Origin of the sequence: Fibrobacter sp. UBA3629, assembly GCF_002374005.1 — a bacterium.
Lineage (GTDB): Bacteria > Fibrobacterota > Fibrobacteria > Fibrobacterales > Fibrobacteraceae > Fibrobacter.
In genome coordinates, this window is record NZ_DFLC01000012.1 from 245,128 (window position 1) to 270,369 (window position 25,242).

The 25,242-nt window shown below is 52.3% G+C and carries 24 protein-coding genes and 1 pseudogene; 7 read left to right on the forward strand and 18 right to left on the reverse strand.

The window, feature by feature from the left end; genetic code table 11:
* Nucleotides 1-67 precede the first annotated feature (67 nt).
* From B2310_RS04750 to cysT, 8 genes are all read right to left on the reverse strand, one after another.
* The gene (locus tag B2310_RS04750; RefSeq protein WP_290729048.1) at nucleotides 68-877 is read right to left on the reverse strand and encodes a HesA/MoeB/ThiF family protein; all 810 of its coding nucleotides are present in this window, start codon (nucleotides 875-877) and stop codon (nucleotides 68-70) included.
* The gene (gene thiS, locus B2310_RS04755; protein WP_073189598.1) at nucleotides 877-1,083 is read right to left on the reverse strand and encodes a sulfur carrier protein ThiS; all 207 of its coding nucleotides are present in this window, start codon (nucleotides 1,081-1,083) and stop codon (nucleotides 877-879) included. The genes B2310_RS04750 and thiS overlap by 1 nt, the downstream gene beginning before the upstream one ends.
* Before the next feature lie 30 nt (nucleotides 1,084-1,113).
* Nucleotides 1,114-1,362: a sulfurtransferase TusA family protein gene (locus B2310_RS04760; RefSeq protein ID WP_290729051.1), complete on the reverse strand. Its 249-nt coding sequence runs from the start codon at nucleotides 1,360-1,362 to the stop codon at nucleotides 1,114-1,116.
* The gene (locus B2310_RS04765; RefSeq protein ID WP_290729053.1) at nucleotides 1,355-2,215 is read right to left on the reverse strand and encodes a 4Fe-4S binding protein; all 861 of its coding nucleotides are present in this window, start codon (nucleotides 2,213-2,215) and stop codon (nucleotides 1,355-1,357) included. The genes B2310_RS04760 and B2310_RS04765 overlap by 8 nt, the downstream gene beginning before the upstream one ends.
* A gap of 49 nt (nucleotides 2,216-2,264) precedes the next feature.
* Nucleotides 2,265-3,491: an O-acetylhomoserine aminocarboxypropyltransferase/cysteine synthase family protein gene (locus B2310_RS04770; protein WP_290729055.1), complete on the reverse strand. Its 1,227-nt coding sequence runs from the start codon at nucleotides 3,489-3,491 to the stop codon at nucleotides 2,265-2,267.
* A gap of 122 nt (nucleotides 3,492-3,613) precedes the next feature.
* Nucleotides 3,614-4,672, reverse strand: a complete 1,059-nt coding sequence (locus tag B2310_RS04775; protein ID WP_290729057.1) for an ABC transporter ATP-binding protein — start codon at nucleotides 4,670-4,672, stop codon at nucleotides 3,614-3,616.
* 17 nt (nucleotides 4,673-4,689) lie between these two features.
* A complete protein-coding gene (cysW, locus tag B2310_RS04780; RefSeq protein WP_097035163.1) occupies nucleotides 4,690-5,532 on the reverse strand; it encodes a sulfate ABC transporter permease subunit CysW in 843 nt (280 codons plus the stop codon).
* Complete coding sequence (gene cysT, locus B2310_RS04785; RefSeq protein WP_073115760.1) at nucleotides 5,532-6,362, reverse strand: sulfate ABC transporter permease subunit CysT; 831 nt, start codon at nucleotides 6,360-6,362, stop codon at nucleotides 5,532-5,534. Before cysT ends, cysW begins: the two co-directional genes overlap by 1 nt.
* A gap of 143 nt (nucleotides 6,363-6,505) precedes the next feature.
* On the opposite strand from cysT, the gene B2310_RS04790 reads away from it, so the two are divergent.
* The gene (locus tag B2310_RS04790) at nucleotides 6,506-7,081 is read left to right on the forward strand and encodes an HD domain-containing protein (protein ID WP_290729060.1); all 576 of its coding nucleotides are present in this window, start codon (nucleotides 6,506-6,508) and stop codon (nucleotides 7,079-7,081) included.
* Nucleotides 7,082-7,190: 109 nt separating this feature from the next.
* On the opposite strand, the gene B2310_RS04795 is transcribed toward B2310_RS04790, so the two are convergent.
* Nucleotides 7,191-8,240 carry a sulfate ABC transporter substrate-binding protein gene (locus B2310_RS04795; RefSeq protein WP_290729062.1) on the reverse strand — a complete coding sequence of 350 codons (1,050 nt, stop codon included), beginning with the start codon at nucleotides 8,238-8,240 and terminating at the stop codon, nucleotides 7,191-7,193.
* 246 nt (nucleotides 8,241-8,486) lie between these two features.
* Here B2310_RS04795 and B2310_RS04800 point away from each other — a divergent pair, with 246 nt between their 5' ends.
* Genes B2310_RS04800 through bioB form a run of 4 tightly spaced genes read left to right on the forward strand, consistent with a single transcriptional unit; the run spans nucleotide 8,487 to nucleotide 12,199 of the window.
* Entirely contained in the window at nucleotides 8,487-9,026 is a 540-nt protein-coding gene (locus tag B2310_RS04800; protein WP_349679640.1) for a DUF6803 family protein, read from the forward strand.
* A 24-nt stretch (nucleotides 9,027-9,050) separates the two neighbouring features.
* Nucleotides 9,051-10,058, forward strand: coding sequence for a DsrE/DsrF/DrsH-like family protein (locus tag B2310_RS04805; protein ID WP_206674490.1), 1,008 nt, complete (start codon nucleotides 9,051-9,053; stop codon nucleotides 10,056-10,058).
* A 14-nt stretch (nucleotides 10,059-10,072) separates the two neighbouring features.
* Nucleotides 10,073-11,245: a MalY/PatB family protein gene (locus B2310_RS04810; protein ID WP_290729067.1), complete on the forward strand. Its 1,173-nt coding sequence runs from the start codon at nucleotides 10,073-10,075 to the stop codon at nucleotides 11,243-11,245.
* Nucleotides 11,246-11,248: 3 nt separating this feature from the next.
* Nucleotides 11,249-12,199 (forward strand): biotin synthase BioB, encoded by a 951-nt coding sequence (gene bioB, locus B2310_RS04815; RefSeq protein ID WP_290729069.1) that lies wholly within the window; start codon nucleotides 11,249-11,251, stop codon nucleotides 12,197-12,199.
* Here the strand turns inward: bioB and pdxT are convergent.
* Together pdxT and pdxS are read right to left on the reverse strand one after the other, a co-directional pair.
* A complete protein-coding gene (pdxT, locus tag B2310_RS04820; protein WP_290729071.1) occupies nucleotides 12,188-12,787 on the reverse strand; it encodes a pyridoxal 5'-phosphate synthase glutaminase subunit PdxT in 600 nt (199 codons plus the stop codon). The genes bioB and pdxT overlap by 12 nt on opposite strands.
* Nucleotides 12,787-13,665 carry a pyridoxal 5'-phosphate synthase lyase subunit PdxS gene (gene pdxS, locus B2310_RS04825; protein ID WP_290729073.1) on the reverse strand — a complete coding sequence of 293 codons (879 nt, stop codon included), beginning with the start codon at nucleotides 13,663-13,665 and terminating at the stop codon, nucleotides 12,787-12,789. The genes pdxT and pdxS overlap by 1 nt, the downstream gene beginning before the upstream one ends.
* A gap of 154 nt (nucleotides 13,666-13,819) precedes the next feature.
* Here pdxS and B2310_RS04830 point away from each other — a divergent pair, with 154 nt between their 5' ends.
* On the forward strand, nucleotides 13,820-15,229 hold the full coding sequence (locus B2310_RS04830) for a PLP-dependent aminotransferase family protein (RefSeq protein WP_290729075.1): 1,410 nt from the start codon (nucleotides 13,820-13,822) through the stop codon (nucleotides 15,227-15,229).
* 63 nt (nucleotides 15,230-15,292) lie between these two features.
* Here the strand turns inward: B2310_RS04830 and metE are convergent, their stop codons facing one another.
* A complete protein-coding gene (gene metE / locus B2310_RS04835) occupies nucleotides 15,293-17,560 on the reverse strand; it encodes a 5-methyltetrahydropteroyltriglutamate--homocysteine S-methyltransferase (RefSeq protein ID WP_290729077.1) in 2,268 nt (755 codons plus the stop codon).
* A 157-nt stretch (nucleotides 17,561-17,717) separates the two neighbouring features.
* On the opposite strand from metE, the gene B2310_RS04840 reads away from it, so the two are divergent.
* Nucleotides 17,718-18,632 (forward strand): LysR family transcriptional regulator, encoded by a 915-nt coding sequence (locus tag B2310_RS04840; protein WP_290729079.1) that lies wholly within the window; start codon nucleotides 17,718-17,720, stop codon nucleotides 18,630-18,632.
* A 51-nt stretch (nucleotides 18,633-18,683) separates the two neighbouring features.
* Here the strand turns inward: B2310_RS04840 and B2310_RS04845 are convergent, their stop codons facing one another.
* The 6 genes and pseudogenes from B2310_RS04845 to B2310_RS04870 all read right to left on the reverse strand — a co-directional run.
* Complete coding sequence (locus B2310_RS04845; protein WP_290729081.1) at nucleotides 18,684-19,763, reverse strand: hypothetical protein; 1,080 nt, start codon at nucleotides 19,761-19,763, stop codon at nucleotides 18,684-18,686.
* A 199-nt stretch (nucleotides 19,764-19,962) separates the two neighbouring features.
* Nucleotides 19,963-21,648 carry a sulfate adenylyltransferase subunit 1 gene (locus B2310_RS04850; RefSeq protein ID WP_290729082.1) on the reverse strand — a complete coding sequence of 562 codons (1,686 nt, stop codon included), beginning with the start codon at nucleotides 21,646-21,648 and terminating at the stop codon, nucleotides 19,963-19,965.
* Nucleotides 21,648-22,547, reverse strand: coding sequence for a sulfate adenylyltransferase subunit CysD (gene cysD, locus B2310_RS04855; protein WP_290729084.1), 900 nt, complete (start codon nucleotides 22,545-22,547; stop codon nucleotides 21,648-21,650). Before cysD ends, B2310_RS04850 begins: the two co-directional genes overlap by 1 nt.
* A 58-nt stretch (nucleotides 22,548-22,605) precedes the next feature.
* Nucleotides 22,606-22,932, reverse strand: a complete 327-nt coding sequence (locus B2310_RS04860; protein ID WP_290729086.1) for a 4Fe-4S dicluster domain-containing protein — start codon at nucleotides 22,930-22,932, stop codon at nucleotides 22,606-22,608.
* Nucleotides 22,916-24,694 carry an adenylyl-sulfate reductase subunit alpha gene (locus B2310_RS04865; protein WP_290729088.1) on the reverse strand — a complete coding sequence of 593 codons (1,779 nt, stop codon included), beginning with the start codon at nucleotides 24,692-24,694 and terminating at the stop codon, nucleotides 22,916-22,918. Before B2310_RS04865 ends, B2310_RS04860 begins: the two co-directional genes overlap by 17 nt.
* 263 nt (nucleotides 24,695-24,957) lie before the next feature.
* Nucleotides 24,958-25,242, reverse strand: a pseudogene (locus B2310_RS04870) (ketol-acid reductoisomerase); the annotation flags it as partial.

A 25,242-nucleotide genomic window follows, 5' to 3' on the forward strand; every position in this document is an offset into this window, starting at 1 on the left:
TTGAAATAATTCCTATGACCATCTATCGTCTTTCGTCTATAGGGCGAAGCCCGTTCTTTCATCTAATTTAGTGTTTCAAGTCGCAGACCGCCTGCTCGTAGTCGATGAGCTGGGTGATGGTCGGGTGCGTGCCGCACACGGCGCAGTCTTCGGTATGCGTCGGCAGTTTCACCTTGCGGAATTCCATCGTGAGCGCATTGTAAGTGAGCAGGTAACCCGTGAGCAGATTACCCACACCGAGAATGTACTTGACAGCTTCCATCGCTTGCAGGCTACCGATGACTCCGCCCATGGCGCCAATCACGCCCGCCTGCTTGCATGTCGGCACGGCATCTTTCGGAGGGGGTTCCTTGAATACGCAGCGGTAGCAGGGGCCCTGGCCCGGAACATACGTCATGAGCTGTCCCTGGAAACGGATGATTCCCGCATGGGAGAACGGTTTCTTCGCCATCACGCAGGCGTCGTTAATGAGGAACTTCGCCGGGAAATTGTCCGTGCCGTCGATGATGAAATCGTAATCCTTGATGAGGTCGAGGATGTTCTCGCTGGTGACGAAGGTGTGGTAAGTAACCACCTTCACGTCGGGGTTCATCGCTTCCATCGTCTCTTTCGCGGACTGCACCTTGGGCTTGCCTACATCGGCCGTCGCATGGATAATCTGGCGCTGCAGATTGGAAAGGTCAACCACGTCGGCATCGGCAATGCCGATGGTGCCCACGCCTGCTGCAGCAAGGTACATCGCCACAGGAGCCCCGAGGCCACCCGCACCAATCACGAGAACTTTCGCATTCAGGAGCTTCTTTTGGCCCTTCGCGCCCACCTCTTTCAAGATGATGTGGCGGGAATAGCGCTCCAGCTGTTCGTTAGTAAATGCCATTAGCAGCCGCCTCCCATGAAGTAGAGGAACTCAACGCTGTCGCCGTCCTTGAGCACGGCCTTGTCAAACGTTCCGCCTTCCACAAATTCCTCGTTTACCGAAACCGTCACGTAAAGCGGGTTGTCAATCTTCTCGGCTTCAATCAGTTCTGCGACGGTGAGGCCGTCCTTGTATTCTTTCTTGTTTCCTGCAACAGTAATAAACATTTTATACTCCTTGGGGGCGCGCCCCGCAATTTAGTCTCCGGCCTTCTTCACGATGAGCGTGAAGGTGCCGTCCTGGTTGTCGTCAAGTTTCAAGATTTCGTGTCCCTCTTCCTTGATGCTGCGCGGCACGTTCTGCACCGGTTCGCCGTCGTTCAGGCGAATAGAAAGGATTTGACCTTCTTCCAGTTCCTCGAGGGCGACCTTCGCCTTCACGAAAGTAGTCGGGCACACGACATCGGTAATGTCGATGGTATCGTCAATTTTGAATTCCTCAGCCATTGTAAACCTCCGTAATTTTTTTCGCAAAGACGTCGCGGCCTATGCGATCAATGGTGTACTTGAAACGTTCACCGGGTTTCGCGTTCTCGGCAAAGAACGTGATGGCCGCATCGCAGATGTCCAGCAGTTTTTGCTTGTCTTCGATGAAGGGGATAATCGTTTCGCCCTTGTTGATGTTGTTGCCGAAAAGACCGCCGAAGGACACGATATAGCCGTGGGTATCTTCCCAGGCATCCGTGGGGCAAGACTTGTAGCAGCGACCGCAGAAGTTGCACTGCGATTCGTCGAAGATAACCTTCTTGTTTTCGACCTTGATGGCTCCCTTGCGGCAAGTCTTTGCGCAAAGCCCGCAGCCGATGCACTTGTCTTCGAGCCACTTGACCTTGATGGCTCCCTTGATGCCCACGTCGTTTTCTTCGGCCTTGAGGCAGTTGTTCTGGCAACCGGTCACGCCGAACTTGAACTTGTGCGGGAGTTCGCGAGCAAAGTAACGGTCGTCGAGTTCCTTGGCAAGCGCGTAGGTGTCAATGCATCCACTAGGGCAAACCGCTTCGCCCTGGCATGCCGTGATGGTGCGCACGCGCGGTCCGCAAACGCCCGGTTCCACGCCGCCTTCGGCCAAGGCCGCCTTCACGTCTTCTACGTTTTCCAGCTTGATGAACGGGATTTCGACGCTCTGCCTGGAGGTCAAATGAGCGTAGCCTTCGCCGTACTTGTCGGCGACTTCCGCGATTTTAGCGAGCTGGGTAGCGGTCAGGTTTCCGCCCACGACGCGCACCCGCAGCGAGAAGTTGTTCTTCTGCTTCTGGCGCATCCAACCGCCCTTTTTAAGAGTTGCATAATCCGTTGCCATTTTTCTGTGTCTCCGTTATTGTCATGCCCGCGAAGGCGGGCATCTCCGTTTAAATATTTTTAATCGCCTGTTCAAAATCTTCTTTCAAATCCTCGATGTCCTCAATCCCGATGCTCACGCGGATAGTCCCTTCGAAAATTCCCGCATGTTCCTTCTGTTCCTTGGAACTGTGCGTAAAGATGGTGCTTTCCGGGTGAATTACCAGCGTGCGGATATCCCCGATATTGGTGGCGATGGTGGCGTACTTGAGCCCGTTAATCAGTTTGAACGCCCTTTCCTTCGTGCCCGCGTCAATCGTGAGGATTGCGCCTCCCCTGCCGCCAAGCTGCTTCTGCACCAGGTCGTAATAGGGGCTGCTTTTCAGGGCCGGATAGTTGACAGAAATGTCATCAAAACCCTGCAAAAATTCCGAGAGTTGCAGCGCGTTGCTGCAAAGGCGATCCATGCGCAGGCCGAGAGTTTCGAGCCCGAGCGAATTGAGGAAAGATGTTTGGGGAGCAACGCAGCAACCCACATTGCGCCAGATTCCGTTGCGCAGTTTCGCAATGTAGGCGAACTTGCCAAAACGTTTGTATTCCTCGAGGCCCTTGTAGCGGGCGTAATCCCAAGGAAAGTTCCCGCTATCAACAATGAGGCCGCTAATCGCAGAACCGCTGCCGTTAATATACTTCGAAGATGAATGCACCACGATATCCGCGCCGAAATCGAAGGGATGCACAAGGTACGGGGTTGCAGTCGTGCTATCGACGATAAACGGGACACCGCCCTCGTGGGCAACATCCGCAACGGCCTTCAGGTCAACGACATTCAGTTTCGGGTTCCCGATAAGTTCGGTAAACACCGCCTTAGTCTTTTCGTTCAGTTGCTCGCGGACGCTTTCGGCGGTCACTTCGGTAACGAACCGCGTCGTGATGCCGAACGCCTCCAGGTCGTGGAACAGGTCGATAGTGCCGCCAAAAAGCCCGGCACTCGCAATCACCTCGTCACCCGCGTGCAAAATGTTCAAAAGCGAGATAGTCACCGCGGCCATGCCCGAAGAGCAGGCCACCGCGCCAATGCCCTTCTCGAGCGACGCGATTCGGCGCTCAAAGGAATCGTTCGTGGGGTTCGCGATGCGCGTATACGCAAAACCTGGAGCCTTGTTGTTGAACACGGCTTCGAGTTTTTCGGCAGAATCCTGTGAAAAGGCGCTCACCTGGTAAATCGGCGCAAGCGTAGAACCGCTACATCGGTCACTACCAAAATTCTGGTGCAATAAAGCAGTATTGAATTCCATTCAGCATGTCTCCGTACATTTTTTATCCGCAGCCAAATATAGAACGGGATTTCAACCCCGTCCAATACTTAATTTTTATGCGGAATTATCAGTTTTTTCTATAACAAAGCCGCATCCGTTCGTTAAATCACCACCACCGGCTCACGCAGCGACTTGTTTTCGAGCAGGGTCGCGGTATCGCCCTGAGTCACGAACATGCGATAGATGAACACATCCACCTTCTCGCCCACCTTGATTCTCGGCTGATCGAAGGAGCGCCGCGCCGTAAGCAAGACCCCGTTCACGCGGACGCGCAGTTCGATACCGTAACCACGGAAATCCACTTCTTCCACGACGCCTTCTTCTGCAGAATTCTTGTACTTCTGCACTTCAGTTTTCTTGGTGACCTTCACGAATTCCGGGCGCACAATCGCATTTTCCGCATTCTCGAGGATGTCAAAACGACGGAAATTACTATAGTCCTTGAAAATGCTAGGTTGCCCGAAGAACGATGCCGTAAAGGCGGTTTTCGGGTTGCTGTAAACCTCGTACGGCGTGCCCACCTGCTCGATGCGGCCCCTGTTCGTGATGATGATTTCGTCGGCGACTTCGATGGCTTCGTCCTGGTCGTGGGTCACAAAGATGCTCGTGACGCCGAGCTTCTGGATCATACCCTTGAGCCAACTGCGCAGTTCCTGACGCACCTTCGCGTCGATAGCGGCAAAGGGTTCGTCGAGCAGGAGCAACTGCGGATTGGGAGCGAGCGCACGCGCAAAGGCAACACGCTGGCGCTGCCCGCCCGAAAGTTCGCTGGGGTAACGTTTCTCGAGCCCGGAAAGGCCCACCAGTTCCAAGAGTTCATGGACGCGTTCCTTGATTTCATTCGCGGGCTTCTTCGCAATCTTTAGTCCAAATGCAACATTGTCAAAGACCGTCATGTAGCGGAACAGGGCGTAACTCTGGAACACGAAACCGATACCGCGCTTGCTTGCGGGCACATCGTTGATGACCTTCCCGTCGATGATGATTTCGCCACTGTCCGGGTTCTCGAGCCCCGCAATCATGCGGAGAATCGTCGTCTTGCCCGAACCGCTCGGGCCCAGAAGGCCAATCAGCTTGCCTTTCTCGATGCCGACAGTTACATCGTCCGAGGCCTTGAAATTTCCGAAATGCTTGTTGATATGTTTGAGTTCGACGTACATAAAATCTCCTTTCAAGGCTATTTCTTTCTTCCCTTATGTTCAATGACGCTTCTTGCAACCAGAATGAGAATGGCAAGCATCACCAGTATCGACGCCACCGCAAACGCAGGCACGTACTGGAACTCGTTAAAAAGGATTTCCACATGGAGCGGGAGCGTGTTGGTCTTTCCGCGCAAGTGGCCCGAAATGACAGACACCGCACCGAATTCGCCCATGGCACGCGCCGCGCAGAGCACCACGCCGTAAAGGAATGCCCACTTGATATGCGGGAAGGTGATGCGCCTGAAAATCGTAAAACCTTTCGCACCCATGAGCGCCGCCGCCTCTTCCTCGTCGGTTCCCTGCGATTCCAGCACCGGAATCAATTCACGCGAAATGAACGGGAACGTCACGAAAATTGTTGCAAGCACGATTCCCGGCACCGCAAAGACAATCTTGATGTCGGCATCCTGCAACAGCGGGAAAATCGGGCTCTGGCGACCGAAAGTGAGCAAGAAAATGAGGCCCGCGATAATCGGCGAAACCGTCACCGGCAAGTCAATGAGCGTCGCGAGAATCTTTTTTCCCTTGAACTTGAACTTCGTGAGGCTCCATGCGGCACACAGCCCGAATACCGTATTGATGGCGACCGCAAAAAACGAAGCCTCCAGCGTAAGAAGTATCGCCTTGATGGTGTAATCGTCGGCAACCGCCTTGCTGTACACCGCAAAGCCCTGCTTAAAGGCCTCGGTAATTACCGTAATCAGCGGGAGAATAAGCATCAGGAATACGAAAAGAAGGCTTATGCCAATCAGCGAATACCTGACCAGCTTAGAACCCTTCGTATCGCGATGAAGTCCACCCTGTATAGCAGTACTCATTAGCTACCTCCCTTGAGAATCTTGGCGTTCCTGTTCTGCACCACGTTCACCAGGAACAGCGTGATGAACGACGCCACCAGCATCACGAGGGCGATTGTCGTCGCGCTGGAATAGTCGTATTCCTGCAGTTCCGACATAATGATGAGCGGTGCGATTTCTGTTTCGAAGGGCATGTTGCCCGCAATGAACACGACGCTACCGTATTCGCCAAGGCAGCGCCCGAAAGCGAGCCCGAAACCCGTAAAGATGGCGGGAATCAGTTCCGGCAATATTACCTTCCAGAAAATCCGCGTGCGACTTGCGCCCAGCACACCCGCGGCCTCTTCGTAGGCGGGATCCAGTTTTTCGAGCACCGGCTGCACCGCGCGAACCACGAACGGGATGCCGATAAACACCAGCGCTACCGTAATGCCGATGCGCGTGAACGCAATCTTGATGCCGAAATTCGCGAAAAAGCCGCCTATAAGGCCCGTATCCGCAGTGAGCGCCGTAAGCGCGATGCCCGCCACCGCCGTAGGGAGCGCAAACGGGAGTTCGATCGTTCCGTCCACGATGCGCTTGAGCGGGAACGTGTAACGCACCAGCACCCAGGCGAGAACCACGCCCATCACCGCGTTGATAAGCGATGCGATAAAAGCCGTCAAGAAACTCACTTTAAAACTGGACAGCACGCGCGGCCGCGTGATGACATCGATAATCTCGCTTGCACTCATCTGGGCCGAAAACACGACCAGCGAGGCAAGCGGAATCAACACCACCACGCTCAAAATCGCCAGGGTCACCCCTGTTGTAAGGCCGAAGCCCGGTATGACAACACTCTTTCTTTTCATAAGCGTCGCCAAATATAGAACGGGATTTCACGCGTGTCCAATACTTAATAATTATGCTGAATTATCAATTTTTTCTATAACAAACAGGGTGTAACCGACATGCGAAAATATTTATATTACCACTGAAAATTTGGAGGCATTAGATGAGCTTGACACTTGAACGCGCAAAAGAAATCAATAAGGGCCACGTAACCGAAGAATCGCTGGTCATCCATTCCCTCAACGTATGCTACGCCATGGGTGCCATGGCCAAACACTTCGGCGAAGACATTGAACACTGGCAAGCCGTGGGCTACCTGCACGATTACGACTACCAGGAATTCCCCGAAGAACACCTGCAGCACACCGAAAAGGAACTGCTTGCGCAGGGCGTCTCCGAAGAAGACGTGCGCGCCATTTTGGCACACGGTTTTGAAATCGTGAACCAGGTGGAACCCAAGACCAACATGGAAAAGAGCCTGTTCACCGTCGACGAACTCACCGGCATCATTCAGGCCTGCGCAAGGATGCGCCCCAACGGAATCCTGGACCTCGAAGTGAAAAGTTTCATGAAGAAGTTCAAGGACAAGAAATTCGCCGCCAAGTGCAACCGCGACTACATTCTGAAAGGCTGTGCCCTGCTCGGCATGGACGTGAAAGACGTCGCCGCCATCTGCATCGAGGGCATGCGCGAACACGCCGCAGAAATCGGCCTGGCGGGGAACGCCGGGGCTCAATAAAGGAATAAAACTTAAAATATCAAAAAATCCCCGCTACGGAGAGCAGGGATTTTTGCTATGACATATTTCATGGACCCTATCGCGCTCCGCGCTCCAGGGTGACAAGTTCTTACTTCTTTTCGTAAATCTGGTCAAAGATGCCGCCGTTGGAGAAGTGCGTTCCCTGCGCCTTGTCCCAACCGCCGAAGTGCTCGATAGAAATCAAGTTCACGTTCTGGTCGAATTCCTTGTACTGGTCGAGAATGGCCTTGTTGGAGGGGCGGTAATGGTTCTTCGCTGCAATGTGCTGGCCGTCGTCGCTGTAGAGGTAGCTCAGGTATTCGGTGGCAAGTTCGCGGGTACCGCGCTTGTCAACCACCTTGTCCACGATGGCAACGGAGGGTTCTGCCAGGATGCTGATGCTCGGGATTACGATTTCGTAGTCGTTCGGGTAGTCCTTGAGAGCTAGGAACGCTTCGTTTTCCCAAGAGAGCAGCACGTCGCCCTGGCCGTTTTCGATGAAGGTCGTGGTGGAGCCGCGAGCGCCCGAAGCGAGCACGAGAACGTTGGCGTAGAGTTTCTTCACGAAATCCTTCGCCTTTTCCTGGTCGCCGTTATACTGGTTCTCGGCCCAAGCCCAGGCGGCGAGGTAATTCCAGCGCGCGCCACCGGAAGTTTTCGGGTTCGGAGTGATGATGCCAACGCCCGGCTTCACGAGATCGCCCCAATCCTTGAGTCCCTTCGGGTTGCCCTTGCGGACCAGGAACACGATGGTGGATGTGTACGGGGAGCTGTTCAGCGGGAATTCCTTGACCCAGCCGTCTTCGATGAGGCCCGCGTCGCGCACGGCGTTCACGTCGAATTCAAGCGCGAGCGTCACCACGTCGGCTTCGAGACCGTTGGCCACTTCCAAGGCCTGCTTGCCGGAACCGCCGTGAGACTGCGTGATTTCCACTTCGCCACCGGTCTTTTCTTTCCAGTGCTTCTTGAAGACTTCGTTGTAGTTGGCGTAGAGTTCGCGGGTCGGGTCGTAAGACACGTTGGTGAGCGTCTGCTTTTCGACCTTCTTGGCGGATGCATCGCTCTTCTGTTCGTCAGAAGAAGAACATGCGCTAAAACCGATAGTTCCCGCAATCAAGAGACTTGCCGCAATGGCGGACTTGACAAAATTCTGATTCATTCTTGTACCTCGCTGGTTTATTGTTTTTTGTTTGTTGTTTTTTTTGTGCGCCGAAATATAGAACCCGTTTTTGCCATTGTCCAATACTTAATTCTTATGCGGTATTATCGGATTTTTTTATAAGTATCGAACGCAAAATAGCCTTTTGCTATCGGCAGGTATAAGAAAATAGTATAGCACCGGATATTGCGCCACGTAAACCCGATTTGTATTTTATAGTATCACCCCAAAATTCAAGAGGTCAATATGTATTCTACCCACTATATGGATTTGCTCATGCAAAATTCCCCGTGGAACCTAATTTACTTTATGGCAATCCCGGTAGTGCTTGCCGAAACGGTCGCCATCACGGAACTGCTTTTGCCCTATGCAGATAAACGAAGCAACATTGTAAAAAAGATAAACCGCGTCTGCGGAGTGTTGGGTGGAATCGCCTTTGCTATCATCGCCATTTACTTTATTCCAAATATCGTCGTGCCACTTGCATCTAACGGTGAATTTCGCACCTGGGTCGACGCCGTTGCCATCGGTTCCTACGTGATTGCCGCCGTCCCCATGATTTTGCTGGCATTACTCAATGTGCGCGTATTGTGGCGAAAGGCCAGCGAATTGCACCGTTCACTCGCGCGCATTTTGCTATTGGCGGCATTCCTCGTATTCTCCCACATCGCCATGATTTTTGGCATGGTGGATCCGGGCATTGCCGGCTATTCCCCCGACAAGGCGACCTCTGCGGTATCAGCCCCTGCGGTAGAGATGGACCACCATCATCACCACCATCACTAAATACTTTTATACACGACAAAAAAAATGTCCGAAGTCAAAAAATTCCTTGCAAAAGATTTCTACACGGTCAATGCTCAAAATTCGACACTGCTCGATGTCCGCGAACCCAGCGAATCCATCGTACGCCCTGTAAATGGTGCGCTGCAGGTTCCGTTCTTTGAACTGTCCAAGAAGATAGACAGCCTCCCGAAGGACAAGCCCGTTTACGTGTTCTGTTCTACGGGAGACCGTTCCGAAGAGGTCGCTGAAATCCTCGCCGACCGCGATTACGACGTGTACAATGTGGAAGGCGGGCTTGACGCCGTCCCGAAAATTCACTATGTGGATGCTAAGGGCCTCAAGTGCCCAGGCCCAATCGTGAAGGTGGACGAAGCGGTCAAAAGTGTATCCGTCGGCGAAGAAGTCCAGGTGGAAGCGACCGAGAAAGCGTTCTTTTCGGATGTGGATGTCTGGTGCCAGCGAACCGGCAATGAATTGAAATCGCTTTCCGAAAAAGACGGCGTAATCTATGCGACCATCGTAAAGCGTGACGCGCCCCAATCTCTCGAAAAAAGGGATTTTGAGCATGGCAAGACGTTTGTCGTTTTCAGCGGCGATTTGGACAAGGCGATAGCCTCTTTCATTATGGCGAACGGAGCTGCCGCCATGGGACGCCCGGTTACCATGTTCTTCACCTTCTGGGGAGTAAGCATTTTGCGCAGGCCCGAAAAGGTGCGCGTCAAGAAATCGCTCATCGGAAAAATGTTTGGATTCATGATGCCCCGCGGTTCCAAGAAACTCGGACTTTCGCGCATGAACTTTGGCGGAATCGGCGCCAAGATGATTCGCGCGGTCATGAAGCAGAACGGAGTTTCTTCGCTAGAAGAACTGATTGAAAGCGCAAGGCAAAAGGGCGTGAAGTTTGTCGCCTGCCAGATGTCGATGGAACTCATGGGAATCACAGCCGAAGAGTTGATTGACGGCGTGGAACTTGGCGGTGTTGCGACCATGCTCGGTTCCACTGAAAAATCCGACTTGACCTATTTTATTTAGGCGAAGCATGCATTATGTATGATTTCGATACCGTCATTGACCGTCGAAATGACGATTCTATAAAATGGAAAGTCGCCGAAAACGAGTTGCCCATGTGGGTGGCGGATATGGATTTCCGGACTGCGCCTGAAATTCTGGAGGCTCTCCGAAATCGCCTGGAACTTGGCATCTTTGGTTATACGGACATTCCCGATTCGTGGTATAAAGCCTACATTGACTGGTGGGAAAAGCGACATGGCATGAAGATGGAGAAAGCGAATTTATTTTTCTCAACGGGTGTCGTCTATTCCATTTCGGCCATAATCAAGCATTTGGCGACCGCAAATGAAAATGTCATCGTTCAGTCGCCCGTTTACAACAACTTTTATAATTGTATCGAAGATGCAGGGCGGCACGTGTTGGAAAATCGCCTACTGTATAAAGACGATGCTTACTCGATTGACTTTGCGGACTTGGAAGAAAAGTTCTCTGACCCGCAAACAAGCCTGATGATTCTTTGCAATCCCCATAATCCGATTAGTAAAATCTGGAAAACTGAGGACCTGGCAAGAATTGGGGAACTTGCAAAAAAATATAGCGTGACCGTTATCGCGGATGAAATTCATTGCGACATCACGAGACCGGGAACATGCTACACGCCTTTTGCCGCCGTGTCGGAGGCTTGCCGTGAGGTGAGCATAACCTGTATCGCGCCGACAAAGACTTTCAACCTGGCTGGGCTCCATACATCGGCAGTGTATGTACCGAATCCTGCTTTGCGGAGAAAGGTTCGACATGCGCTGCACGCAGACAAGTTCAGCGCGCCCAATTCTTTTGCGACAGTGGCTACCGTCGCCGCCTTTGAGCAAGGCGAAAAATGGCTTGATAGCCTGCGTGAATATGTTTTCGAAAACCGTAAGTTCGTCGAAAACTTTTTAGCAAAAGAACTTCTGGAGATTTCTGCCGTGAAGGGCGACGCCACCTATCTCGTGTGGCTTGATATTTCATCATTGAAAGATACGGGAAGGAATGTTGCCGCCTATTTAAGGCGAAAGACAGGCCTGTTCCTTATCGGAGGCGATGCCTATGGTTCTGGCGGAGAACATTTTTTGAGAATGAACATCGCCTGCCCCAGAAGCATTTGCCTTGACGGGTTGAGTCGCCTTAAGCAGGGCGTAAAATCCTTTGAAACTGAAAATTTAGGGTAAATTATGTCTTTGACACGAGAAGAAGCTCTTGAAATTTTGAACGCGAATGCAGATTCGCTGTCGAACCTTATTGAACAGGCGTACCAACTGCGCACGAAATACAAGGGAAACCGCGTAAGCATCCAGCTGCTGACCAATGTCCGCAGCGGAAACTGTACGCAGAACTGCGCGTATTGCGCCCAGTCGCGCGACTCCGAGGCACCTATTGAAAAGTACCGCTATGTAGAGGATAAAAAACTCTATGGCGACAACGACCTCGTTGACGAAATGCATTTGGCGAGACACTGCATCGGGCTCAGCGGCATCCGTTTTGCGGACGATGACATCGAAAAACTTGCCGAACGCATCCGCAAGATGAAAAAGAACGACACGCAAATCTGTTGTTCCATCGGGTTCCTGACCGAAAAGCAGGCGTTGATTCTTAAAGAGGCAGGCCTCAACCGCATCAATCACAACCTGAACAGCAGCCGTCGTTTTTACCCGAGCATCTGCACCACGCACACTTACCAGGAACGAATCGACAACCTGAAAATGCTGAAGGGCCTCGGCTTCGAAATCTGCTCCGGCGGCATCATCGGCATGGGTGAAACGCCCGAAGATGTCGTCGATATGCTTTTCGAACTGCTTGAAATCAATCCGGATTCGGTGCCCATCAATTTCTTGTTGCCGGTAGAAGGCACGCGCCTAGCGAAGCGTGATATTTCGGCGCTGACGCCCGAATACTGCATCAAGGTGCTTTGCCTTGCGCGCCTGATGCTCCCGAAATCGGATATCCGCTGCGCCGCCGGTCGCGAAGTGTATTTCAAGGGGCACGAGAAGACGCTCTTCAAAATCGCTGATTCTATTTTTGCCTCGGGCTACCTCACCGAAGGCGGCCAGAGCCTCGAAGAAACGTTCCGCACCATCGAGGCGGCGGGCTTCACCTGGCAAGTAGAAAGCGAATCATCCCACTAACTTCAAGAAATACCGGTGAATGCTCGTGTCGCTATTAAGTTCCGGGTGAAACGAAAGTGCAATCTGGTTCTTGTAGCGAACGGCAACGATTTGCTCGGGAGCATCTGCAGTATTTGAACTTGCCGTACGCGAAAGGACTTCGACGCCTTTGCCGACTGATTCAAAGAAGGGCGCGCGAATAAAGGTCTGCGGAACTTTTCCGACGTGCGCGACTTCGTTTTCCGTAAAGAAACAGCCAAGCTGCCTTCCGTAAGCATTCCTGCGAATAATGGCGGGGAGTGTCGCGAAATGCGCCTTGTTTTCGCCTGCAATTTTTTCGGCAAGGAGGATTGCGCCGGCACATGTTGCAAGCACAGGCAGGCCTTCGACAATCTTTTTTCGAAGAGGCTCGAAAAGCCCCAAATCGTGGAGCAGCTTCCCTTGCACGGTGCTTTCGCCACCGGGGAGTACGAGACCGTCTAAATGGCGGTCAAGGTCGCGTAACTGCCTGATTTCAAATACTTCGGCGCCCAGCGATTTGAGGATGCGTTCATGTTCAATGAACGCCCCCTGCACCGCGAGTACGCCAATTTGCGGTCTAATTCCCATTACTTTCCCCTTTCGGCCATCAGCAACGCGATTTCCTGTTCGTTGATACCGACCATGGCTTCACCCAAGTCTTCAGAGAGCTTGGCGATAAGCTTTGCATCGGTGTAATTGGTAACTGCCTGCACAATGGCTGCGGCACGCTTGGCGGGGTTGCCGGACTTGAAGATTCCGGAGCCTACGAAAACGCCTTCGGCACCGAGTTGCATCATGAGGGCGGCATCGGCGGGGGTGGCAACACCACCGGCAGCGAAGTTCACCACGGGGAGTTTCTTGTTGTCGTGAACGAAGCGCACCAGGTCGTACGACACCTGGAGTTCCTTGGCACGGTTATAGAGCTCGTCTTCGCGCATGCTCGAAATGCGGGCGATTTCCTGGTTCATTAGGCGCATGTGTCGTACGGCCTGGACGATGTCGCCCGTACCCGGCTCCCCCTTAGTACGGATCATCGATGCGCCTTCTTCGATACGGCGCAGCGCTTCGCCTAAGTCCTTCGCGCCGCAGACGAACGGAACGTCAAATTCGCGCTTGTTGATGTGAAAAATGTCATCGGCAGGAGAAAGCACTTCGCTTTCGTCAATGTAGTCAATCTCGATAGCCTGCAAAATCTGCGCTTCGGCAAAGTGGCCAATACGGCATTTGGCCATGACCGGGATAGAGACAGCATCCTGAATGCCCTTGATCATCTTGGGGTCGCTCATGCGCGATACACCGCCCGCGGCACGGATGTCGGCAGGAATGCGTTCCAGGGCCATCACGGCGGCGGCACCTGCGGCTTCGGCGATTTTGGCCTGTTCGGGGGTTGTCACATCCATAATGACACCGCCTTTGAGCATCTGGGCAAGATTCTTATTGAGTTCGTAACGATTCTGGTCAGCCATGTAAATCTCCTTGAAAGTGATTGTTTTGTTTACGGCGCTTAATTTAAAACATTCGCTTGACCTGCACAATATTCAGTTTTTTACTATTTTTGTAAGGTCAGTTTAATATCAGATTTACAAATTCAATAAGGTCAGTTTCATGTTCACTTACGATATGTCCAAGGCGGGAGCAAACAGCCTCTACCATTACCTGTACCAATGCATCAAAAAAGATATCGTAGGCGGAAACGTCCTTGCCGAAGAACAGCTCCCTTCTAAACGTAATCTTGCGCAGAATCTTGGCATTAGCGTCGTGACGGTTGAAAATGCTTACGCCCAGCTCCTCGCCGAAGGCTACATTTACTCGCTCCCTAAAAAAGGCTTCTTTGTTGTAGACATAAATGCTGCGGTTAACGCGCAAGTCCATCGGAACCGCAAGAAACCCCGCACGCGCAGGCTTCACGCAGACCCCTCCGATGAATCAGAACATATCAACCCGAAATATGTCGCCGATTTCGCAAGCAACGGCGCCGACATCGAGGCGTTTCCCTTTACCACTTGGGCAAAAATCACTAGAGAGGTCCTTTGCGAAAGGCAAAAAGATCTGTTGCAAGTTTCTCCGGGAATGGGTTCGCTGGAACTTCGCCGAGCCATCGCTCGCATGCTCCGCGAATTCAGAAATATCCAGGTATCGCCCGAACAAATTGTCATTGGTGCCGGGACCGATTACCTTTACGGCTTGCTAGTACAATTGCTTGGATTTGACAAGTGCTATGGCGTAGAAGACCCTGGTTGGAGCAAAATATCGAAGCTGTATAGCCAATACGGCGTCAAAGTTCGTCACGTCCCTATTCTGAACGATAACTTTGTGGATTCGGTCGCAGATTTCGGCGTTGACGTGATGCATATTTCCCCTGCCCATCATTTTCCGACAGGAAAGGTGATGCCCATTGGCGAGCGTTACCGCCTGCTCAGCTGGGCTACTGAATCGCCGAGACGCTACATTGTAGAAGATGATTATGACAGCGAATTTCGCATGACAGGAAAGCCTATTCCTGCGTTGCAAAACATCGATGTTTCTGAGAAGGTGATTTACCTGAATACATTCTCCAAAACAATGACATCTGCGATTAGGCTTAGTTATATGGTGCTCCCGCCGCATCTTGTCGAAAAATTTCATCAGAAACTTTCGTTCTACTCTTGTTCTGTATCGAATCTGGACCAGTACGTCATGGCTAAATTCATCGACTTGGGGTATTACGAGACTCACATCAACCGCATGCGTAACCTTTACCGCGCCAAGCGCGACGCGCTGCTGTCGGCAATAAGAAAAAGCAGGCTTTCAAGCGTTGTTCGCATTTATGAAGAAGATGCCGGTCTGCACTTTATTTTGGAAGCGTCGATAAAATGTTCTGATTCCGATTTTTGCAGGCAGCTGCGCCAAAAAGGCGTTAACATCAAGGCCCTTTCGGAATACTATTTCGAAGCGCAGCCCTCTGTGCACAAGTTCGTCATTAACTATTCCTCGGTGGATAAGAGGAATGTGCAAAAGGCGGTGCAGGCTTTCGCATTGCTCTGTAAGTAAAGAACGCCCTTGGCGTTTAATAACGTCGAGGACGTGTTTTGCGAGTCGAGATGCAAAAGCGACTTACTTTTCGGCGCGCAATCTCTTTGCTGCTGCCACAAGGTTCTTGAGGCTTGCCGTCGTTTCGGTTTCGCCACGGGTCTTGAGGCCGCAATCCGGGTTCACCCACACGTTCTGCTGCGGAACCTTCGCAATAATCTTGTGGAGCGCATCCACAATTTCCTGTTCCGAAGGCACGCGCGGAGAGTGAATGTCATACACGCCCGGGCCCACCTGCGTTTCGAACTTGGCTTCGTTCAGGGCGTCAAGCAGCTTGAGGTCGGAACGGCTAGCTTCGAAGGTGATTACGTCGGCATCCATGTTGTCGATATCGCGCACGATGTCGTTGAATTCGCTATAGCACATGTGCGTGTGAATCTGCGTTTCGGGCTTGACCTTCGCGTGCACTAGGCGAAATGCCGGAATAGCCCAGTCGAGGTATTCCTTGTGCCAGTCGCTCTTGCGGAGCGGCAACTTCTCGCGGAGGGCGGCTTCGTCAATCTGGATAATACGAATGCCGTTCTTTTCGAGGTCCAGGACTTCGTCACGGATTGCGAAACCGATTTCCTGTGCCTGCACCTTCAGCGAAACATCTTCGCGCGGGAACGACCAGTTGAGAATCGTCACCGGGCCCGTGAGCATGCCCTTCACCGGTTTCTTGGTGCAGCTCTGAGCGTATACGGACCATTCGACCGTAATCGGAGCGCTGCGGCTTACGTCGCCCCAGACTACAGGAGGTTTCACGCAACGGGTGCCGTAGCTCTGCACCCAGGCATTTTGCGTAAACACGAATCCGTCAATCTTGGAACCGAAATATTCCACCATGTCGTTGCGTTCGAATTCGCCGTGCACAATCACGTCGAGGCCGATTTCTTCTTGCAGTTTGATGCATTCTGCAATCTTCTTCTGGTTGAACGCAACGTACTGTTCCTTGGAAATTTCACCCTTGCGGAAGGCAGCTCGGTTCGCACGGACTTCAGCCGTCTGCGGAAAAGACCCGATGGTAGTCGTGGGGAAAGCAGGCAGCTTGAATTCAGCCTTTTGCACTTCGCGGCGCTTGAGGCGGCTCGGCTTGCGTTCGAAATCAGCGGAGGTGAGGGTGGCAAGTTCTGCCTGCACCTTGGCGTTCGCCTGCACACGCGGGGTTGCAAACAAGGCCTTATTCTTTTCGAGAGCGGCAGCATCACCGCTTGCGATCTCGGCAAGTTCCACAAGCTTTTCCTCGGCGAAGGCAAAGTGACGGAGCGTTTCGGCGGGGAGTTTCTGTTCGGCGGCAACCGTATACGGCACATGCAACAGCGAGCAAGAAGTTCCGACTACCACGTTTTCGGCACCGACAGCCTTCTCGATTTCAGCCAGCAGGGCATTCTTCTGTGCGAAATCGGCGCGCCAGATATTCTTGCCGTTCACGACGCCGGCAAGCAAGAGCGTGTTCTTCGGGAAGCCGGACTTGACAAGTTCCAGCGACTTGAGACCTTCCACAAAATCGAGACCGATGGCATCGAAGCCGAGGGCAACCACATCCTGGTACACATCGCGGATATCACCAAAGTAAGTCTGCAAGGCAACCTTGAGGCCTGCGGCACGCACCTTCTTGATAAGTTCCACATAAATAGACTTGAAAAGTTCCTTTTCTTCGGCGGTCACGTCAAACACCAAGGCGGGTTCGGCAAAGCTAATCCATTCGGCTCCGGCGGCGGCAAGCAGTTCGGCAACCTTCGCGTAAGCAGCGACTGCAGAGGCAACAAAATCCTTGGCCTTCTTTTGACCGTTGTAACGGGCCAAGCGGAGGAACGTGTAGGCGCCAATCAAAGTCGGCACGGTCTGGATTCCAGCAGCCTTCGCTTCGTTGTATTCCTGCACCGGCTTGGAATCATTCACCTTGAATTCAGAAGCGTCATCGATTTCCGGAACAATGTAGTGGTAGTTCGTGTTGAACCACTTCTTCATGGGGAGGGCCTTCACGTCGCCCTTTTCGCCCTGGTAGCCGTGGGCCGCAGCAAAGTATGTTTCGAGAGCGCTCAGTCCGAGTTTCTTGTAGCGTTCCGGAACAATGCCGAACAAGAATGCGGTATCGAGAACGTTGTCGTAGAACGAGAAATCGTTCGAGGGAATAAAGTCGATGCCGGCGGCCTTCTGCTTTGCCCAACCGTACTGACGGATTTCAGTGGCGGCGTTCTGGAGCTCCGCTTCGGAGATTTCGCCCTTGAAGAACTTTTCGCTTGCAAACTTGAGTTCACGGGCCTTACCAATGCGCGGAAAACCGATTACAGATGTTTTTTTATTGCTCATAGTGTTTTACCTACCTTTTTTGTTTGTTTTTCGATTACGCCGCCAAATATATCTCCTTTTTCACCATCGGTAAAATACTATTTTTTACGCATTCACCATAGCTTAAAACTATGGTACAAACAAAAGCAAACCCGATAACTGGCTATAAGAAAGGTCTATGACTTTACAACAACTTAAATATGCTATCGCCATCGCCGACACACGCAATATCACCGAAGCATCGAAGCGGGTATTCATATCACAACCGAGCCTTACGGCAGCTATCCACGAGCTCGAAGAAGAAATGGGCGTTACCATCTTCAACCGCTCCAATAAAGGCGTCACGATCACTAACGAGGGCGACGAATTCCTTTCTTACGCAAGGCAAGTTTTGGAACAGGCAACCCTGATGGAAGACCGCTACAAGGGTGGCAAAGGCGGCAAAGGCGGCAACACCATCTTCTCCGTGAGCTGCCAGCATTACTCTTTTGCCGTCAACGCATTTGTCGATGTCATCCGAAAATTCGGTGGTCCGAGCTACGATTTCACGCTCCGGGAAACACAAACTAACGAAATTATCGACGATATTGCCAAGCTAAAAAGCGAAATTGGCGTACTTTATTTGAGCGACAAGAACGAAAAAGTCATCAAAAAACTCATTCAAAAGAACAATTTGGTCTTTGAGCCGCTCTTTGCGACCCCTTTGCACGTGTTTATGTCGTCCAGGAACCCTCTCGCTCGAAAAGAAAAAATCACGCTGGAGGACTTAAAACCGTATCCGTACCTAACCTACGAACAGGGCGACTTCAACTCGTTCTACTTCGCCGAAGAGCCGCTCACCGCCATCGATTTCGATTGTCCACGCAATATCAAGGTTCGCGACCGCGCGACACTTTTCAACTTGCTCATCGGCCTGAATGGCTACACCATTTGCTCGGGCGTCATCAGCCACAAACTCAACGGTCGGAACATTATCGCGAGGCACCTCGACGTTCACGACAAAATGACTATCGGCTACGTAATGCGAAAAGGCGTAACGCCATCGCGCTACGCCAAAGCCTACATTGCAGCCCTTTTAAGGCATTGCAAATAAAAAAAAGACCCCCGGCGCGGGTTACGCCAGGGGAAGGTTTTGGAGATGTAATTACTGGATGCTTGCGGTAAAGCGGGCAGCAATGGCAACATCAGAGAGTTCCTTTTCGCTGTAGGCGCTCAACTGAATTTTGCTGTGCTTGCCGAATTTCTTGATGAGGCTCACCGTCCAGGCGAGTTCATCGGCGCCGGCCTGGATTTCATCGCGATCGCCAACGTATTCAAGTTCCGCATAGAGGCTATTCAAGATGCCCGCAGTCGGGATTTCCACGCCCACGAAGAACGGAACATAGTCGGTACCCTGGGCGTATTCGGACTTGATGGCATTTGCTGCCGAGAGGTTTTCGCCATCACCCGTGGTAATGTAGGCAACTTCGCCGTAGAGGCCGAGATTCTTCGCGAAATAGTAGCTTGCGCGGCCTGCAATGCGGTGCGAGACTTCTGCCGTGTGCTGAATCGGGTCGAGAAGGTTTCCACGGTAGGCGGCGCTGATTTTCGCATCGCCGAGTTTCACGGTTTCTTCGGCGCGGAGGTAACCGGTATCGAACTTGTTGTCGTATGTACCGAGCAACAGGCTGAAGCTAGAAATTCCCTTGTCGAAGCCGAAGCCGAGAGCGTCGTGCTGGTAATCGCGGGCAAGGAAGCCGCGCTTGTTCAGGTGCACGTCCACGTAGGTACCGAAGTTACCGGCAACAGTCCAGTCCGTACGGAAGCGACCGAATTGCGCGCTGAAATCGCCGAAATCAGTATTCCACTTGTACTTGGCGTAGTAGGTATCGGCGCTGATCTTGTCGAAGCTGAAGTTCTTGCCGTCACCGTCCTTGACCTTGTTGCCAAAGACCGGAGAGAAGATACGAATGTTGATTACCGCCTCGAAATCGCCGGAAGTGAACTTTCCGCCGATGTTTGCACGCAAGAAGGAATTGTCGAGCGTATTGTCAGCATCGTTATCGTAAACGGCCTTGATGGCCTGCGCCTGCACGTTTCCGGTGAGTTTGAAAGCGGGTTCCTCTTTCGCTTTTTCGGGCGCGGCAGCTTCTGCCTTCGGGGCTTCCTGGGCAAAGACGTTGGAGGCGAAAAGGGACGTAGTAATGACCGCAGCGGCGGCGAGCTTTGCAAAATTCTGGTTCATTCTTAAACTCCTTGGTTATGGTTATTGTTTTGTTTTTTTGTGCGCACAAATATAGAAGGCATTTTTTACCTTGTCCAATACTTTAATTTTATGCGGAGTTATCGGTTTTTGTTATAAAAAAGATCCCCGCCTTCGCGGGGATGACTATTAAAACGACAACGAGGATGACACTTAGAATGACAATGGCGTGCGTCAGTTGTTACTTTATCACAACCTTCCTGTACGTGTCAAAAACTGTCCACTTCTTGAAGAATTCCTCGCGGCCAATTTCACCCGCTTCGGCGTATTCGCGAAGCAAGCGGGACACGTCCTCGTCGGAGTTGACCTTGATTTCAAAGCCACGTCCGTTAATGACCGAGAAACCGTCGTAAAGGTACGCATCTGCTTCCGTGATTTCGGAAATGCGCCTATCGCGCACCTTCACGGCAACGCTGTCACGCAAAATGATAATGTCGAAATCATCGGGATAGTGGTAACTTTCGCCTACGGTAGGAATTTCGTCACCTACGGTGTAGTGCTGTCTTACGGGCTGTTGCTTCACCACGGAGAGTGTCGCCGTATCGTAGAAAAACTCTTCGAAGATTTCTCCGCGACCATGGCGTTCGCCCTGCACGAATTCAGCCTTTTCGCCTGCAGCAATCTGCCTTTCGTAAAGGCCTTCCACAACGCCACATGCCGATGTCGCATGGGTCACGCGGTCAATCAAAATCAGTTCGCCCAGAGTCTTGTGCTTTTCAAAGAGGTCCACGACAATGGCTTCAGCAAACACAATCTCGACTACGGCAATGCCGTTCTTTTCAAGCGCGTCGGAATTGATATGTTTTCCGTTATTAATATCGACGGAATAATCAATTTTATTTATGATTCCGGGAATCGTCTTCGTCCCGAGTTTTACAAGGTAGTCCTTGCCGAGCGAAAGCGGTTCATCGTCCATCCACAGAAGCGAAGCCTTGATTTTCTTGTAACTGCCGATGTCCACGTCTTTCGCAAGCACGCAACCTCTGGACACGTCCACTTCGCGGTCTAGCGAGATGGTGACAGGTTCACCGGCATGAGCCTCTTCCACATTCCTGTCGCCGCGCAGGATTCCCTTGACAGTCGCCTTCTCGTTGCTCGGAAGGCTTGTAACCGTATCGCCCACGCGAATTTTGCCCGCTTCGATTTGCCCCTGGAATCCGCGGAAAGTGCGATCCGGGCGGCACACGCGTTGCACGGGCAGGTAGAAACCTGCTTCAGTTTGTGCGTCGTCGATATCAATGGTTTCGAGATAATCCAGGAGGGCCTTGCCCGAGTACCAGGCGATATTATTGGATTTCACGGTCACATTGTCGCCTTCAGTAGCCGAAAGCGGAATCACGTAGACGCTGTGGAGCGAAAGTTCTGCCGCAAGTTCGTTGATTTGCGCGAGAATTTCTTCGAAACGTTCCTTGCTGTAACCAACAAGATCCATCTTGTTGACCGCAAAGACAAAGTAACGGATGCCCATGAGCTTGCAGATGCGGGCATGTCTGCGGGTCTGTACCAGCACGCCCTGCGAAGCATCCACGAGAATCACGGAGAGGTCCGCAAACGAGGCACCCACGGCCATGTTGCGGGTGTATTCCTCGTGCCCCGGGGTATCAGCCACAATAAAGCTGCGGCGATCCGTCGTGAAATAGCGATACGCCACATCGATGGTAATGCCCTGTTCGCGTTCGGCCATCAAGCCGTCGAGCAAAAGCGAATAGTCAATCTTTCCGCTGCGGCTACCCACCTTGCTGTCGAGTTCCAGAGCCTTTTCCTGGTCGGCGTAAAGCAATTTGGAATCGTAAAGAATGTGGCCGATGAGCGTCGACTTTCCGTCATCCACGCTACCGCATGTAATAAACTTCAACAAGCCTTTCATTAGAAATATCCCTCCCTCTTGCGGCGTTCCATGCTGCCCGCGGCTTCGTTATCAATCACGCGGGAAGTGCGTTCCGAAGATACCGCGCTCAAGGTTTCGTCAATGATTTCGTCAAGTGTGGTGGCAGTCGATTCGATGCCGCCCGTAAGCGGGTAGCAACCGAGCGTGCGGAAACGTACCGACTTGATTTCGGGCGTTTCGCCTTCCCGCAGCGGGAAGCGTTCGTCATCCACCATGATGATGTTGCCGTCGCGCACCACGACCGGGCGCGGGGCTGCAAAGTACAGCGGGACAATGTCAATCTTTTCGCGCTTGATATACTGCCAGATGTCCTTTTCGGTCCAGTTCGAAATCGGAAACACGCGGATGCTTTCGCCCTTGTTAATCTTGGTATTGTAAAGTTTCCACATTTCGGGACGCTGATTTTTCGGGTCCCAGGCGTGTGCTGAATTGCGGAACGAGAAAATACGTTCTTTTGCGCGGGACTTTTCCTCGTCGCGGCGACCACCGCCAAATGCGGCGGTAAAACCGTACTTGTTGAGAGCCTGCTTCAGGGCCTGCGTCTTCATGATGTCGGTGTATGCCGCCCCGTGGTCAAACGGGTTGATTCCGCGACTGACGCCATCCTGGTTGATGTATTCCAGCATCTCGATGCCGAGCTTTTGCGCCGTGCGGTCGCGAAACTCAATCATCTCGCGGAACTTCCACGTGGTGTTCACGTGCAAGAACGGGAAAGGCGGCTTTTCGGGGTAGAAGGCCTTCATGGCCAAATGCAACATGACTGAACTGTCCTTGCCGATAGAATAGAGCATCACCGGCTTCTCGCATTCTGCAGCGACTTCGCGGATGATGTAAATTGCTTCGGCTTCCAGCTCGTCGAGGTGTGAAAATTCGCTCAAATTAAATCTCCATTAAGATTCCGGGCCAAGCCCGGAATGACGATTGTTGTGAATTCTTTTAATACTTGTTCGATTCCTTGGGGTCGATGTCAATGGTTCTGACGCTTCCGTCATTCAGTTCAAAAAACCACCGCACGATATCGTTCTTTTCGCCCTTGACTTTTTCGGTATGCACCTTGCAGCCCTTGCCACCGATGTCTTCGCCGAGAAAGAAACTGATGGCGTGAACAGGGCATTCCTTGATGCACGATGTGCAACCCCAGCAGTCCTTGGGGTACTTGATATACGCTTTCTTTTTCTCGTTTATCTTGATTAACGTGCCGGGGCAAACATCGTGGCAGCGCCCGCACCCGATGCACTTGCCTTGATCAATGATGATGCTCATAGTTCCTTTGCCCTTCTGTGGTGAGTTCGCGCAAGATGATTTTAATTTGTCCGTTTTCGAGACGGGAATTCACGTACTTGCGGAAACGTTCGTTGTCTTTTTCGGGATAGTCGGTGTTTTCGGCGAAGCTGTGCCAACGGGTTTCGTGGCGGGCAGCCAGGTGCGCAATCACGCTCTTGCAGACCGTGAGGCGTTCCTTGAGCTCGTAGATGTACATGACTTCTTGCAAGTCGGCGGCATGCAAGTCGCCCACGCGGGCCTCGATTTTCTCAATTTCCTGGAGAGCAACCGCTAGTTGATTTTCGCTATAACGATAGCCCGTCTTGATACCGCCTGCATAAGCGTCCATAACTGTCTGCATTGCTTCTTCAAGACTTTCAGCGGTGTCCGCGCCGTTCTTGTTATTGAGGAATTTTTCGATTTCTGCGACATGTTCTGCAACCTCCCCTTCCGAAATTTTTTTCAACAGATTCACGCTCGATATGTCAGGTCCCTGAGCTGGTTGATGAGTTTGTCGAATCAGCCGAAGGGCCGACAAACTCTCTATATATTCCGCCGCGCTTTTCGCAGCAATTTCGCCTTCGGCAAGCGCGCCCGTCACGTACTTTTGCGGGGCACCACCGGCAACGTCACCAGCGGCATAGAGCCCTTCGATGGTCGTAGCGCGCTTGGTATCGACCCAGTAACCGCTTGCGGTATGGCCGCCCACGATGTAGGGTTCCGTACCTTCAATTTCGACATTCGCCTTCGACGGCGTGTCGTTTTCAATCCAGCGAATCGTCTGCGACGGAGCCATGTTCAGGTAAGCCTTCAAAAGCGATTCTTCCTGCTCGGGCATAATCCCGACGGTGCGCAGGTAGCACGGCCCGCGACCTTCCAGATTTTCGGCCACCGTGCCGTACACGCGTTCCGATGTGGAAATCCCGTACTTCGTCTCGTAAACTTCTCCGAGCGCATTCACCTGCTTCGCACCCACTCCCTGCGCAAGCGTTCCCGTCGGGGCAATCGTGTCCTTGCAACGGAGCGCAATAAAACGCATCTCAAAGGTCGTCATCTCGGCACCGTGACGGATACCCATGGCATAACCCGCGCCCGTATTGAACGGCGGGTACCACATCTTGTGCCGTGAAAATCCCGGATTGTTCGGGCGGTAAAGCCCGGCGGCACCGCCCGTCGCGACAATGACCGCGCGCGCCTCGATGGCGTAAAAAACATCGTTCTCGATTCCGAAACCGAATGCGCCGTCAATCCTGTTGTCGTGAACGGAAAAATCGAAAATGTTCACGTGGTTCAGCACCTGAACGTTCGGCGCCTTCGCGACTGCCGCAGCCAGAATCGGCTTGATGTTCTCGCCGTTGATTTTGATATTGCGGTTCCCGCGCGTCACATACTTGCCGTCCTTGTCCTTCAAGATGACAAGCCCGAGTTTTTCCAAGTGCGCCGTGACCTCGTTAAACCTCTCCGAAATGGAATAGAGCAAATCCTCGCGCACGATTCCGTCGGCGTCCTTCTTCGCGTATTCCACATAATCCCTGGGCGTGCGGCCCTCGGTAATGTAGGCGTTTAGCGCGTTTACGCCAGCGGCAAGACAACCGCTCCGCTTGATGTTCGCCTTCTCGACGACTAGAATTTTGAGGCCAGCGCCTTTATTTTCCGCGGCATTTTTTCCCGCGGCATTTGACGCGGCAGTAATAGCCGCATAACAGCCGGCCGTCCCGCCGCCTATAATCAGCAAATCCGTTTTAAGCCGTTCTATCTTCACAGCATCTCCGTACAACTTTTGGTGCTGCCAAATATAGAACGCGATTTTCACCCCGTCCAATACAATGTTTTTATGCGGAGTTATCGATTTTTTCTATAAGAAAAGCCCGCCAAGCGTTAACTTGACAGGCTCTTGAAAATGTTCATTACAGCCAGTTTTACACTTCTTTCCGAAAGCTTGGATAAGCGAGTATAGCGAGGCCGCAGACCCCGAAGCTGTACAACTAGTACAGCGAGAGGGTCGAGAACGAAGCTAGACGAAGCTTAGACAACTTTCGTCATGCCGGACATGCGTTCACGCAGCCACGCTCCAACCTCTTCCACCGGATGCTGACGGATGCTCTTGTTCACCTTGATGAGTTCTTCGTTATCCACAGCGGTGGTCTTGCCTTCGCCGTAGATAGCGCCGATGTCGTCCTTCTTCACTTCGTTCTTCATGAAGTCGGCGAGCAGAGGCACGCACTTGTTGGCGAACAGGTAGCAACCGTATTCGGCGGTGTCGCTGATCACGCGGTTCATTTCGTACAACTTCTTACGAGCGATGAGGTT